This window comes from Cronobacter muytjensii ATCC 51329 (assembly GCF_001277195.1).
In the GTDB taxonomy this organism is placed as follows: Bacteria; Pseudomonadota; Gammaproteobacteria; order Enterobacterales; family Enterobacteriaceae; genus Cronobacter; species Cronobacter muytjensii.
Genome location: NZ_CP012268.1, coordinates 2,463,603 through 2,477,324, shown reverse-complemented (window position 1 = coordinate 2,477,324; position 13,722 = coordinate 2,463,603). Strand labels below are relative to the sequence as shown.

At 56.8% G+C, this 13,722-nt stretch carries 10 protein-coding genes; 4 read left to right on the top strand and 6 right to left on the bottom strand.

The genetic code is table 11. The annotated features are described in order from the left end of the window. Nucleotides 1–6 precede the first annotated feature (6 nt). The 3 genes from ldtD (at nt 7) to AFK63_RS11520 (ending at nt 3,227) form a co-directional block, all read left to right on the top strand. Entirely contained in the window at nt 7–1,812 is a 1,806-nt protein-coding gene (gene ldtD, locus AFK63_RS11530; protein ID WP_038863792.1) for a L,D-transpeptidase, read from the top strand. A 180-nt stretch (nt 1,813–1,992) separates the two neighbouring features. Continuing rightward, a complete protein-coding gene (locus AFK63_RS11525) occupies nt 1,993–2,541 on the top strand; it encodes a YcbK family protein (protein ID WP_032805302.1) in 549 nt (182 codons plus the stop codon). Nucleotides 2,542–2,579: 38 nt separating this feature from the next. Then, on the top strand, nt 2,580–3,227 hold the full coding sequence (locus AFK63_RS11520) for an MBL fold metallo-hydrolase (RefSeq protein WP_038863791.1): 648 nt from the start codon (nt 2,580–2,582) through the stop codon (nt 3,225–3,227). A gap of 55 nt (nt 3,228–3,282) precedes the next feature. Here AFK63_RS11520 and AFK63_RS11515 read toward each other — a convergent pair whose 3' ends face one another. From AFK63_RS11515 to pncB, 4 genes are all read right to left on the bottom strand, one after another. Continuing rightward, nucleotides 3,283–4,473 (bottom strand): amino acid aminotransferase, encoded by a 1,191-nt coding sequence (locus tag AFK63_RS11515; protein ID WP_038863789.1) that lies wholly within the window; start codon nt 4,471–4,473, stop codon nt 3,283–3,285. A 185-nt stretch (nt 4,474–4,658) separates the two neighbouring features. After that, nucleotides 4,659–5,822: a porin gene (locus AFK63_RS11510; RefSeq protein ID WP_038863787.1), complete on the bottom strand. Its 1,164-nt coding sequence runs from the start codon at nt 5,820–5,822 to the stop codon at nt 4,659–4,661. Nucleotides 5,823–6,354: 532 nt separating this feature from the next. Beyond that, the gene (asnS, locus tag AFK63_RS11505) at nt 6,355–7,755 is read right to left on the bottom strand and encodes an asparagine--tRNA ligase (RefSeq protein WP_038863786.1); all 1,401 of its coding nucleotides are present in this window, start codon (nt 7,753–7,755) and stop codon (nt 6,355–6,357) included. A gap of 166 nt (nt 7,756–7,921) precedes the next feature. After that, nucleotides 7,922–9,124, bottom strand: a complete 1,203-nt coding sequence (gene pncB / locus AFK63_RS11500) for a nicotinate phosphoribosyltransferase (RefSeq protein ID WP_038863785.1) — start codon at nt 9,122–9,124, stop codon at nt 7,922–7,924. Between the two features lie 266 nt (nt 9,125–9,390). On the opposite strand from pncB, the gene pepN reads away from it, so the two are divergent. Beyond that, on the top strand, nt 9,391–12,003 hold the full coding sequence (pepN, locus tag AFK63_RS11495; RefSeq protein WP_038863783.1) for an aminopeptidase N: 2,613 nt from the start codon (nt 9,391–9,393) through the stop codon (nt 12,001–12,003). Nucleotides 12,004–12,159: 156 nt separating this feature from the next. Here the strand turns inward: pepN and ssuB are convergent, their stop codons facing one another. Together ssuB and ssuC are read right to left on the bottom strand one after the other, a co-directional pair. Further along, a complete protein-coding gene (gene ssuB, locus AFK63_RS11490; RefSeq protein WP_038863781.1) occupies nt 12,160–12,927 on the bottom strand; it encodes an aliphatic sulfonates ABC transporter ATP-binding protein in 768 nt (255 codons plus the stop codon). Further along, nucleotides 12,924–13,715, bottom strand: a complete 792-nt coding sequence (gene ssuC, locus AFK63_RS11485; RefSeq protein WP_038863780.1) for an aliphatic sulfonate ABC transporter permease SsuC — start codon at nt 13,713–13,715, stop codon at nt 12,924–12,926. Before ssuC ends, ssuB begins: the two co-directional genes overlap by 4 nt. Between the last annotated feature and the right edge of the window lie 7 nt (nt 13,716–13,722).

The following is a 13,722-nucleotide window of genomic DNA, read 5'->3' as shown; positions in this document are numbered from 1 at the left end:
CAAGGGATGGTGCTTAACAATATGCATGGTTTTCGACGGTCAGCGCTGAGTTTGTGTCTGGCTCTCAGTATCGCTCCACTGTTTAACGCGTATGCCGACGAACCGGAACTGATCGCTACCGACAGCATCACCACGCTGAGCGCGCAGCCGATCGCGCTGTCGCCGGGAATGATGTTCCTCGCGGCAAATGCGGCGCCTGACGCCGCGAGCCGTCTTGCAAGCGCGCGCGCACAGCTCCAGGCGGCGCTGCCTGCAGGTTTTACGCCAGTCTATATGAACGCGCTGGTGGGCCTGTATGCCGCCCGCGATCTGAAGCCAATGTGGGAGAACCGCGACGCGGTTCAGGCGTTCCAGCAGCAGCTCGCGGAAGTGGCGCTCGCCGGTTTCCAGCCGCAGTTCACCGCCTGGGTGGAACAGCTGACAAACCCGGCGGTCACCGGCCTTGCCCGCGATATCGTGCTGAGCGACGCGATGGTCGGCTATCTGCATTTTATCTCCGGCATTCCAAGCCAGGGCAATCGCTGGCTCTACAGCGCTAAACCCTACAAACCAGAGCTGCCCGCGTTGACGGTGCTTAACCAGTGGCAGGTCGCGCTGGATAATGGCTCGGTTCCGGCATTTGTCCGCTCGCTGGCGCCGGCGCACCCGCAATACGCCGCAATGCACGCCTCGCTGCTGCAACTGGTCGCGGACACGCGCCCGTGGCCGCAGATGACCGGCAAAGAAAAACTACGCCCTGGCCAGTGGAGCAACGACATCCCGGCCCTGAAAGAAATTTTACAGCGTACGGGCATGCTGGATGGCGGCCCGGATATCGTCCTGCCGGGCGATAATAACGGCGTCGTCAGCCCGTCCGCCGCGCCGCAAACGGCCAGCCAGACCAGCGCGAAAAACCCGACCCGCGGGGTGTACGACAAAGACCTGGTCGCGGCGGTGAAACGTTTCCAGAAATGGCAAGGGCTTGGCGCGGATGGCGTGATTGGCCAGTCGACCCGCGACTGGTTAAACGTGACGCCAGCCGAGCGTGCTGCGCTGCTGGCGCTCAATATTCAGCGCTTGCGCCTGCTGCCGGGCAAACTCGATACCGGCATTATGGTCAATATTCCGGAATATTCGCTGGTCTATTACCAGAACGGCAATCAGGTGCTGGCGTCGCGGGTGATTGTCGGCCGTCCGGATCGTAAAACGCCGCTGATGAGCAGCGCGCTGAATAACGTAGTGGTGAACCCGCCGTGGAACGTGCCGCCAACGCTTGCGCGCAAAGACATTCTGCCGAAAGTCTGGAACGATCCGGGTTATCTTGAAAGCCACGGCTATACGGTGCTGAACGGCTGGAGCAGCAACGCTGAGGTCGTGGATCCGTGGATGGTGGACTGGGCGACGATTACGCCGTCGAACCTGCCGTTCCGGTTCCAGCAGGCGCCGGGCGCGCATAACTCGCTGGGGCGTTATAAGTTCAACATGCCAAGCTCAGATGCTATTTATCTGCACGACACGCCGAACCATAATCTGTTCCAGCGCGACGCGCGGGCGCTCAGCTCCGGCTGCGTGCGCGTGAATAAAGCCTCAGAGCTTGCCAATATGCTGCTACAGGATGCGGGCTGGAATGATTCGCGTATTTCGCAGACGCTGAAAGAGGGGAATACGCGTTACGTAAATATTCCGCAGACCATTCCGGTGAACCTCTATTATCTGACCGCGTTTATTGGTGAAGACGGACGTCCGCAATATCGTACAGATATTTACAATTATGATCACACCGCGCGATCGGGCGCACAAATTCTCCCGAAAGTGGAACAACTCATCCGCTAACAGGTTTAATTCCGCGGACTTAACCTGCTCAATATGAACATAAAACGGGCCAAACGTGAAAAAAGGCCCGTTATTCCTGGCTTTGACCTGTATTGACTCCCCCCCGGCTGGCGGTTAAGGTGCCTCTCGTGCGCCAGAAGTGCATAGTTATTGTTCATATTGATTGTAGACCTGAATATCATGGATAAAATTGACGCTCACCGCCGCAAACTGCTGGCGTTTGGCGGCGCCGCTTTAGGCGCTGCAATACTGCCCACGCCTGCGTTTGCTACTCTGTCGACGCCGCGACCGCGTATTCTTACGCTGAATAACTTACATACCGGCGAATCGATTAAGGCCGAATTTTTCGATGGCCGGGGCTATATTCAGGATGAATTAGCAAAGCTTAACCATTTCTTTCGTGATTACCGGGCAAATAAGGTAAAAGCGATCGACCCCCGTTTATTTGACCAGCTGTTCCGTTTGCAGGGCCTGCTCGGCACCCGCAAGCCGGTACAGCTGATCTCCGGCTATCGCTCCGTTGATACCAATAACGAGCTGCGATCCAAAAGCCGCGGCGTGGCAAAGCACAGCTACCACACCAAAGGCCAGGCGATGGATTTTCATATCGAAGGTATTTCGTTAAGCAATATTCGCAAAGCGGCGTTATCTCTGCGCGCCGGTGGTGTAGGATACTACCCCAGCAGTAACTTTGTGCATATTGATACCGGGCCGCTAAGGCACTGGTAATTAACGACCCCGGCAGCGCGCCGGGTAAAAGGAGCGGTATGAACTATCATATTATTCCGGTAACGGCGTTCGCCCAGAACTGCTCGTTAATCTGGTGTGAGGAGACGCAACAGGCAGCCCTGGTGGACCCCGGCGGCGACGCGCAGCGTATCAAGGAAGAGGTCGCTCAGAAGGGCGTCACGCTGCGGCAGATCCTGTTGACACATGGTCACCTTGACCATGTCGGCGCGGCGGCAGAGCTTGCGGCGCACTACGACATCCCCATTATCGGCCCGGAAAAAGAAGATGAGTTCTGGCTGCAGGGCTTACCGGCCCAGAGCCGTATGTTCGGGCTCGATGAGTGTCAGCCGCTGACGCCAGACCGCTGGCTCAATGAAGGCGACACGGTGAGCGTTGGCAATATTTCGCTTAGCGTGTTGCACTGCCCGGGCCACACGCCGGGCCATATCGTCTTTTTCGACGCGCAGTCACGTCTGCTGGTTTCCGGCGACGTGATATTCAAAGGCGGGGTGGGGCGCAGCGATTTTCCGCGCGGCGATCACGGTCATCTGATCGATTCCATCAAGCGTAAGCTGCTGCCGCTCGGCGATGACGTCACCTTTATTCCTGGCCACGGCCCGATGTCGACGCTCGGTCATGAGCGTCTGCATAATCCTTTCCTGCAGGATGAAATGCCGGTCTGGTAATTTGCCTCCAACAAAAAGGGCCGCTCAGTGCGGCCCTTTTGCTTTTACGCTCTCATTACAGCACAGCGACAATGGCTTCGCACAGCGGCGCCATGTTATCCGGCGTCATGCCCGCAACGTTAACACGGCCTGATGCGACGGCGTAAACGCCAAACTCTTCACGCAGACGCAGCACCTGCTCTTTGGTCAGACCGCTGAAGGAGAACATGCCGTTCTGTTTGGTGATAAAGCTGAAATCGCGGTTCGCGCCTTTCTCGGCCAGCGTGTTCACAAACAGCTGACGCATACGCTGGATGCGCTGGCGCATATCGGTCAGTTCCTGCTCCCACATGGTGCGCAGCGCGTCATTGCTGAGAATGGTCGCGACCACGGAGGCTCCGTGCGCCGGCGGGTTTGAGTAGTTGGCGCGAATGCAGGATTTCATCTGGCTGAATGCGCGATCGGCCGCGTCGGCATCCGCCGCCACCAGCGTACAGGCACCTACGCGCTCGTTGTACAGACCGAAGTTTTTCGAAAACGAGCTCGCGACAATAAGCTCTTTATGCAGGGCGACGAATGCGCGCAGGCCTTCGGCGTCTTCTTCCAGACCACGGGCAAAGCCCTGGTAGGCGAAGTCGAACAGCGGCAGCCAGCCTTTTTCTGCGGACAGCTTCGCCAGCTGTTCCCACTGCTCAAGCGTCGGGTCGATGCCGGTCGGGTTGTGGCAGCAGCCGTGGAACAGCACCACGTCGCCTGCCTGGGCTTCATGCAGGCTGTTTAACAGGCCGTCGAAATCAAGCGTATGGTTGGCGGCGTCGTAATAGGCGTATTCACGCACTTCCAGACCGGCGGAGTTAAACACGCCTTTATGGTTCGGCCAGCTCGGGTTAGAGACCCAGACGCGTTTCACGTCGGTGTTTTTCGCGAGGAAATCCGCCGCGACGCGCAGCGCGCCGGTGCCGCCTGGAGTCTGCGCGGTGCGGGCGCGTTTATCGCTGATAACCGGGCTTGCTTTACCGAACAGCAATTCCTGCGTGCAGCGGCCGAATTCGGGAATACCGTCAATGCCGAGGTAGTTTTTGGTGGTTTCATTTTCCAGCAGATATTGTTCTGCTTTTTTAACGCTGGTCAGAACCGGGGTCTTACCGGTTTCATCCTTGTAAACACCAATGCCTAAGTTAATTTTGGTCGGGCGGTCGTCGGCACGAAACAGATCGGCCAGGCCAAGGATCGGGTCGGCTGGGGCGGCGGTAATGTTCTCAAACATGACGAGGTTCCATTGTGATTTCAGAAGGGAAATTCGCTATCAGGTTAACGGGAGATTTACAAAATGCCAACCGTTTGCCCGGAAAAGTTACATGGATCGCAAAAGTCGGCAGAATTTACTTTTACCCATAAAAAAACAGGGCCGAAGCCCTGTTTTTTCGCTATCAGACAACAAGGTTGTGCTGATTAGAACTGGTAAACTGCCGCCAGGCCCAGCTGGTCGTCGGTACCAACCCAGCCGCCGCCAGTGCGTTCAGCCTGGTCTTCGTCCAGCAGGTTGATACGGTAGTCAGCAGACACGCTAAAGTTTTTGTTGAAGTAGTAAGCTGCACCAACTTCAACATATTTAGCCAGGTCAGCATCGCCACCGGTAAAGCCAGAACCGTTGTAAGGGTTCGCGCTCAGGTCCTTACCTTTAGACTGTACGTAAGAAATGGACGGACGCAGACCGAAGTCGAACTGGTACTGAGCAATCACTTCAAAGTTCTGGGTTTTGTTCGCTACGTTGTAGTACTCATCCGGATAGGATGTAGCAGAAGAAGTATTGTCAGCATAGCTGTTAGCCAGAATGCTCATGTTACGCGTTTCTGCATACACTGCTGCCAGGTACAGGTTGTTTGCATCGTACTTCGCGCCGAAAGCCCATGCTTCGGCTTTATCGCCTTTACCGTCATCTTTTTGATCAAGAGTACGGTTAGCGTTGCTGTATGCACCGATAACGCTGAAGCCTTCACCGAAATCATAACCCAGTGAGTAACCTACGCCGTCGCCGTTAGCGCGACGGAGATCATCACGTTCGTTTTTACCCTGGTACTGAATGGCAAAGCTCAGGCCATCGGCCAGGCCAAAGAAATTGCTGTTACGGTAGGTCAGCAGGCCAGTAGAACGACTGGTCATAAAGTTATCGGTATAACCGCCACCCCAGGTTTCACCAGACCAGGTCGGTGCCATATCGGTGAAGGATTCTACGTCATAAACAACACCGTAGTTACGGCCGTAATCAATAGAACCTGCATCAGCGAATTTCAGACCAGCAAAAGCCAGACGTGTACGGCTGGAGTTGTTGGCACCCTGCTCAGCTTCCGCGTCGCTAGCATAGGTACGGTATTCCCACTGGCCGAAACCAGTAATCTGATCGTTGATCTGGGTTTCGCCTTTGAAGCCCAGTTGAGCATAAGTGGCATCGGCGTTATTGGTGTTATCGCCAGAGGTCACGAAATCATGCTCGGCGTTTACTTTACCGTAAAGATCCAGTTTGTTGCCGTTTTTGTTATAGATTTCTGCAGCATTTGCTGCACCGGCTACCAGCAGGGCAGGGATAACCACTGCCAGGATATTGCGCTTCATCATTATTTATTACCCTCATTGGTTTTTTTGAACACCTGCCACTGCCGTCAATAATTCATTACGGAACTATTGATGAGAGTTTGGTGTCTTTCTGTGTCTGTCTGGCATCTTACCATTCATATAATCGTTTCGCTACACGGAAAGTGCTACAAATGTCTAAATCAGGTAACAAAAAGAAATATTGTGTAAGAATTTATTAATGTAAGGGAACTTTGTGAGAGACCTCAAATTTATTACTTAAGTGAATAAATTTCGGCCATTCCTTTCTTATATATATGAAAAACTTATTATTAATTTAGATAAGACGCATTTTTATACAATTGTAAGCGCAAGGCGAGTTTTACTGGATAAGCCGGATAGAAGTCCAGATGTCTGTGGAAGATGTGTCCAAATGTGCTATATCGAAGCGGTATAAAAATTCGCCATCAGACAAATGATGAATTTTTATACAAACGAAAATGAACGGGAAATGTAATAAAAAATGGACAACAGGCGAGCGGGCAGAAAAAGGGCCAGCAAGCTGGCCCTGTAAAACTCAGAAATTCGCGTTGCGCGGGGTACGCGGGAAGGGAATGACATCACGCACGTTCTGAACGCCAGTCACATAGGCGATCAGACGTTCAAAGCCAAGACCAAAACCGGCGTGCGGCACGGTGCCGTAACGGCGCAGGTCGCGATACCACCAGTAGTCTTCTTTATTAAGGCCCATCTCTTCCATACGCGCGTCCAGCACGTCAAGGCGCTCTTCACGCTGGGATCCGCCGATGATTTCACCGATACCTGGCGCAAGAACGTCCATCGCCGCCACGGTTTTGCCATCTTCGTTAAGACGCATATAGAACGCCTTGATGTCTTTCGGGTAGTTTTTCACGACAACCGGCGCTTTAAAGTGTTTCTCGGCGAGATAACGCTCATGCTCGGACGCCAGATCCACACCCCAGTAGACCGGGTTCTCGAATTTCTCGCCGCATTTCTCAAGGATGGCGACCGCGTCGGTGTAATCCACCTGCGCGAAGTCGGCAGAAATGAAACGCTCCAGGCGATCAATCGCTTCTTTATCCACGCGTTCGGCGAAGAACTTCATGTCATCCATGCGTTCGTCCAGCACGGCTTTGAAGACATATTTCAGCATCGCTTCCGCGAGACCCGCCACGTCGTTCAGGTTAGCGAACGCGACTTCCGGCTCCAGCATCCAGAACTCGGCCAGGTGGCGGCTGGTGTTGGAGTTTTCGGCGCGGAACGTCGGGCCGAAGGTGTAAATTTTCGACAGCGCGCAGGCGTAAGTTTCGCCGTTCAGCTGGCCGGAAACGGTCAGGAACGCTTCTTTGCCGAAGAAGTCTTTATCGAAATCGATTTTGCCCTGGCCGTCGCGCGGCAGGTTTTCCAGATCCAGCGTCGAGACGCGGAACATCTCACCGGCGCCTTCGGTATCGGAAGCGGTAATCAGCGGGGTGGAGACCCAGAAGAAGCCCTGCTCGTGGAAGAAACGGTGCAGCGCCTGCGCCAGCGTATGACGCACACGGGCGACCGCGCCGATAAGGTTGGTGCGCGGACGCAGATGCGCGACCTCACGCAGGTACTCGATGCTGTGGCGCTTGGCCGCCATCGGGTAGGTGTCCGGATCGTCCACCCAGCCGGTGACTTCTACCTGGGTCGCCTGCAGCTCGAAGCTCTGGCCTTCGCCCGGGGATTCGACCACCTTGCCGGTGACGATAACCGAGCAGCCCGTCGTGAGGTGCAGCACCTCTTCATTATAATTGGGCAGAGAATTATTGATGACAGCCTGTATCGGATCAAAGCAGGAACCGTCATAAACGGCGAGGAAGGAGATGCCAGCTTTTGAATCTCTTCGGGTACGCACCCACCCGCGCACGGTGACTTCACTGTCAACGGCAACGCGGCCCTGGAGTACGTCGGCTACAGGCACAACGCTCATAATTATCTCTCTGGTTAATGGTCAAAAATAACATTTTCCACCCGGACGGGGGGATATCTATGTTACCTGGCATACGCCATCAGACAAGCAGAATTCGCGATGCGGGAAAAAGAAATCGGAAAGGGGAAGAGAATGCAGGGAGCGCGCGGCTCCCTGAATGATTCCATCAGCTTGCTTTACGCACCTGCGGCAGGTCGAACGCTTTGCGCAGCGCGCGCACAAACGCTTTGTCGTGACAGATGGTTTTGCCAGGGCTGTCGGAAAGCTTCGCGACCGGGCGGCCGTTACACTCCACGAGCTTAATCACGATATTCAGCGGCTTAACATGCGGAATATCGCAGGTCAGGCGGGTGCCGATGCCAAAGCCAAGTTTCACGCGGTCGGCGAAGTGGCGGTAGAGTTCAATGGCTTTCGCGAAATCGAGATTATCAGAGAAAATCAGCGTTTTGCTGAGTGGATCAATGCCGAGCTGCTGATAATGGGCGATGGCTTTTTCGCCCCACTGCACCGGGTCGCCGGAGTCGTGGCGCAGCCCCTGATAACGCCCGGCGAATTCCGGGCCGAAATCGCGCAGGAAAGCGTCCATCGTAATGCAGTCGGTGAGCGCGATGCCAAGCATATCCGGGTATTCATCAAGCCATGCCTGCAAGGCGGCAATCTGGCTGTTGGCGAGGTCAGGGCTGATTTGCTGATGCGCCTGGAACCATTCATGCGCCTGCGTGCCCATCGGCGTCAGGGAGAGACGGCGGGCGAGATCGTAGTTGCTGGTGCCGATAAACCACGGCTCCTGCTGGAGACGCTCGACAATCGCCTGCTGCACCTCACGCGAGAAGCGACGCCGGGTGCCGAAATCCATCAGGCGGAACGCGCTGAGATCCAGCCCGTCGGTCATGGCGCGGAAATCCTGCAATTTGACTTCCAGATGCGCCAGCGCCTGCTCAACGCTCGCTTCCGGGGAACGGTAGCGATGCACCAGTTCGCTTATTACCGCCAGCAGCGGTACTTCCCACATAATCACTTCGCGCCACGGGCCGCTTAAGCGAATATCAAGCTTGCCGCCCTCGTTGCGGATCTGCACCTGCGACGGGTCGTAGCGGAAATTTTTCAGCCACGCTAAATAGTCCGCTTTGAAAAACGGCAGGCCCGAGAGCCACTGAAACTCCGCGTCGGAAAGCGCCAGATGCTGCATGGCATCGACCTGTTCGCGGATTGCCTCAGCATAAATGCCCAACAGATCGTCACCCCGGCAGCGAAATTCCGCTGCGACATGCACGTCATAATAGTGGTGAAAAACCGCCTGCTGCATATGCAGCTTGTAGGCGTCCGTATCCAGCAGCGTTTGCAATAGGGGGGAAGCGTATTGTGTCATGGTGCGAACTGGCATCCTCTCACAGGCGCGTGTCTATCAGTGGCATAAGCAGATAAAGACGCAGGAGTATACCCTGATTATCGGTTTATTGAAGCAGGATCACAACACAACCGGCGAAGCGGGTCGAGGGCAATTTGTGCCGCATGTTACTTAAATGTAGCAATCTGCCCGGTAGCCCCTGAAAAGTGAAAGATTCTGCGTGGCAACATTAACGCAACAGGAATAGACTGGAGACGTAACCATACGGACCCTGGATAAGGTTTTTTATGACTCAACAGCCACAAGCAAAATACCGCCACGACTATCGTGCGCCGGATTACCTGATTACCGATATTGATCTGACCTTCGACCTCGACGCCGCCAGAACGCGGGTCACGGCAGTCAGTCAGGTCAACCGCCGCGTGGCGGAGAACGCGCCGCTGCGTCTGGACGGCGAAGACCTTACCCTGATTTCGGTCGACGTGGATGGCAAACCCTGGCCGCATCACCGCCTGGAAGAGGGCGCGCTGGTGCTGGAAAACCTGCCGGAGCGTTTCACGCTAACCATCGTCAATGACATCCATCCGGCAACGAATACGGCGCTCGAAGGGCTTTATCAGTCCGGCGTAGCGCTCTGCACCCAGTGCGAAGCGGAAGGTTTCCGTCATATTACCTGGTATCTGGACCGCCCGGACGTGCTGGCGCGCTTCACGACCAAAATCATCGCCGATAAAGCGACCTACCCGTATCTGCTCTCGAATGGCAACCGCGTGGCGCAGGGCGAACTGGACGATGGCCGCCACTGGATGCAGTGGGAAGATCCCTTCCCGAAACCGTGCTACCTGTTTGCGCTGGTGGCAGGCGATTTCGACGTGCTGCGCGATACCTTCACCACCCGTTCCGGACGTGACGTGGCGCTGGAGCTGTATGTGGATCGCGGCAATCTGGACCGCGCCAGCTGGGCGATGACCTCGCTCAAAAACTCCATGAAATGGGACGAAGAGCGTTTCGGTCTGGAGTACGATCTCGACATTTATATGATTGTCGCCGTCGATTTCTTCAACATGGGCGCGATGGAGAACAAAGGGCTTAACGTCTTTAACTCTAAATTCGTGCTGGCGCGTGCCGAAACCGCGACCGATAAAGACTATCTCAATATTGAGCGCGTTATCGGCCATGAATATTTCCACAACTGGACCGGCAACCGCGTCACCTGCCGTGACTGGTTCCAGTTGAGCCTGAAAGAAGGTCTGACGGTGTTCCGTGACCAGGAGTTCAGCTCTGACCTCGGCTCCCGCGCGGTCAACCGCATCAGCAACGTGCGCACCATGCGCGCGATGCAGTTCGCCGAAGACGCAAGCCCGATGGCGCACCCGATTCGCCCGGACATGGTCATCGAAATGAACAACTTCTACACCCTGACCGTGTATGAGAAAGGGTCGGAAGTGATCCGCATGCTCCACACGCTGCTTGGCGAAGCGAATTTCCAGAAAGGCATGCAGCTCTATTTCGAGCGCCACGATGGCAGCGCGGCTACCTGCGACGATTTCGTGCAGGCGATGGAAGACGCGTCCAATGTCGATCTTTCACATTTCCGTCGCTGGTACAGCCAGTCCGGCACGCCGATTGTTACCGTGCAGGATGACTACAATCCGCAAACCGAGCAGTACACGCTGACCCTAAGCCAGCGCACGCCGCCGACGGCGGACCAGCCGGAAAAACTGCCGTTGCATATTCCGTTCGACATCGAACTCTATGACAACGAAGGCAACGTCATTCCGCTGCAAAAAGATGGCCACCCGGTACATCACGTGCTGAACCTGACGCAGGCGGAGCAGACGTTTGTTTTCGATAACGTTTACTTCCAGCCGGTGCCGTCACTGCTGCGTGAATTCTCCGCGCCGGTGAAACTGGAATATAAATGGAGCGATCAGCAACTGACGTTCCTGATGCGCCACGCGCGTAACGATTTCTCGCGCTGGGACGCGGCTCAGAGCCTGCTCGCGACCCATATCAAGCTCAACGTGGCGCGTTATCAGCAGCAACAGCCGCTGTCGCTGCCGCTGCATGTGGCGGACGCCTTCCGCGCGATCCTGCTTGATGAAACCATCGATCCGGCGCTGGCGGCGGAGATCCTGACGCTGCCGTCACAAAATGAAATCGCCGAGCTGTTCCAGATCATCGATCCGCAGGCTATTGCGGCGGTGCACGACGCGCTGACCCGCACGCTCGCCACTGAGCTTGCCGATGAACTGCTGGCGGTTTACAACGCGCATAAGCTCACCGGTTACCGTATCGATCATGCAGATATTGGCAAACGCGCGTTGCGTAACACCTGCCTGCACTATCTGGCCTTCGGCGACGCGCAGCTGGCCGATAAGCTGGTTGCGACGCAGTATCACGACGCTGACAACATGACTGACGCGCTGGCAGCGCTGGCTGCGGCCGTCGCCGCACAGCTGCCGGGACGCGACGCGCTGCTCGCCGAATATGACGACAAGTGGCACCACGACGGTCTGGTCATGGATAAGTGGTTTATGCTGCAGGCGATGAGCCCGGCGAAAGATGTGGTCAGCACGGTGCGTGCCCTGCTGGAGCACCGCTCGTTCAGCCTCGGCAATCCGAACCGCGTACGTGCGCTGGTCGGCGCATTCGCCACCAACAACCCGGCGGCGTTCCATGCCGAAGATGGCAGCGGCTATCGCTTCCTGGTGGAGATGCTGACCGAGCTCAACACCCGCAACCCGCAGGTGGCATCGCGTCTGATTGAGCCGCTGATCCGTCTGAAGCGTTATGACGCCAAACGTCAGGCGTTGATGCGTACGGCGCTGGAGGAGCTGAAAGCGCTGCCGAAGCTCTCCGGCGACCTGTATGAAAAGGTGAGCAAAGCGCTGGCGTGATGCGGTTGTTGAAGTGAGGAGGGTGGGCGCGCTTCGCTTATCCGCCTTACAGATAAAAAGCCTGTATTCACAGGGCGGGTGAGCGTAGCGCACCCGCCTTCTTTATATAAAGCTTCCGCGTTCTGTAAATAACCGTCTTTCTTTTTCCTGAGCCTGTTATCCCGCTTTAACCACCCGTACGGGCGCAGGCGTTTTACGCATCACCCGATTCAGCACCTCGGCTTCCAGCTCCGCGAGACGCGGCGTGCCATGACGACGCGGGTGCGGCAAATCCACCGTCAGGTCAAGCCCGATTTTTCCTTCTTCAATTAATAACACCCGCTCCGCCATCGCCACCGCTTCGCTCACGTCATGCGTCACCAGCAACACCGTAAACCCATGCTCGCGCCACAGCGACACAATCAGCGCCTGCATCTCAAGACGCGTCAGGGCGTCCAGCGCGCCAAGCGGTTCGTCGAGCAGCAGCAGGCCGGGGCGATGGATTAACGCGCGCGCCAGCGCCACGCGCTGCTTCTGGCCGCCCGACAGCGCAGCAGGCCAGTCGCCTGCGCGGTCGGCCAGCCCCACTTCGTCCAGCACCTGGCGCGCCGCAGGCTGCCAGTCGCCCTTCAGCCCCAGCCCGACATTGTCGAGCACTTTTTTCCACGGCAGCAGGCGCGCATCCTGAAACATCATTCGGGTGTCGTCCTGGGCTTCGCAAAGCGGCGCGTTGCCCGCGCGAAGCGCCCCGGCACTGGGCGTTTCGAGCCCGGCGAGCAGACGCAACAGCGTGCTCTTGCCGCCGCCGCTGCGCCCGACCACCGCCACAAACTGCCCGGCGGGAATATGGAGGTCCAGCCCGTTAAGAATGGTTTTTGCGCCGTAGCGTTTGGTTACGCCTTCCAGCAGCAGCGGGGTACCCTGGTTAAGTCGTGCGGTCGTCATGCGTTCGCCTCCTTAAGCTGATAAGCGGGGTGCCAGCGCAGCCAGATACGTTCCAGCGCACGGGCGCTGAGATCCGCAAGCTTGCCGAGCAGGGCGTAGAGAATAATGGCCACCACCACGACGTCGGTTTGCAAAAATTCACGCGCGTTCATCGCGAGATAGCCGATGCCGGAGTTCGCCGAAATGGTTTCCGCCACGATAAGCGTCAGCCACATCAGCCCGAGCGCGAAGCGCACGCCGACCATCATCGAGGGCAGAGCGCCTGGCAAAATCACCTGCCGGAACAGGCTGAATCCGGAAAGCCCGTAGCTGCGCGCCATCTCCAGCAGTCCGCTGTCGATATTGCGAATGCCATACCAGGTGTTGATGTAAATCGGAAACAGCGTGCCGAGCGCCACCAGGAAAATTTTGGCGCTCTCGTCGATGCCGAACCACAAAATCACCAGTGGGATCAGCGCCAGATGCGGCACGTTGCGCAGCATCTGGATGGAGCTGTCGAGCAGCCGTTCGCCCCAGCGCGACAGCCCGCTGATAAGCCCAAGCGTCAGGCCAATCAGCCCGCCGATGGAAAATCCCACCAGCGCGCGCCAGCTGCTGATCGCCAGATGCTGCCAGAGCTCGCCGCTGGCGGTCAGCCGCCAGAAGGTCTCTGCCACGTTTTCCGGTGACGGCAGAATGCGCGTGGAGAGCCAGCCTGCCTGAGAGGCGAACTGCCAGACGACGAGCACCCCCACGGGCAGCGCCCACGGCGCGGCGCGCTGGAGCCATTTTTGCGAAGCGCTTGCCATGCGGCCT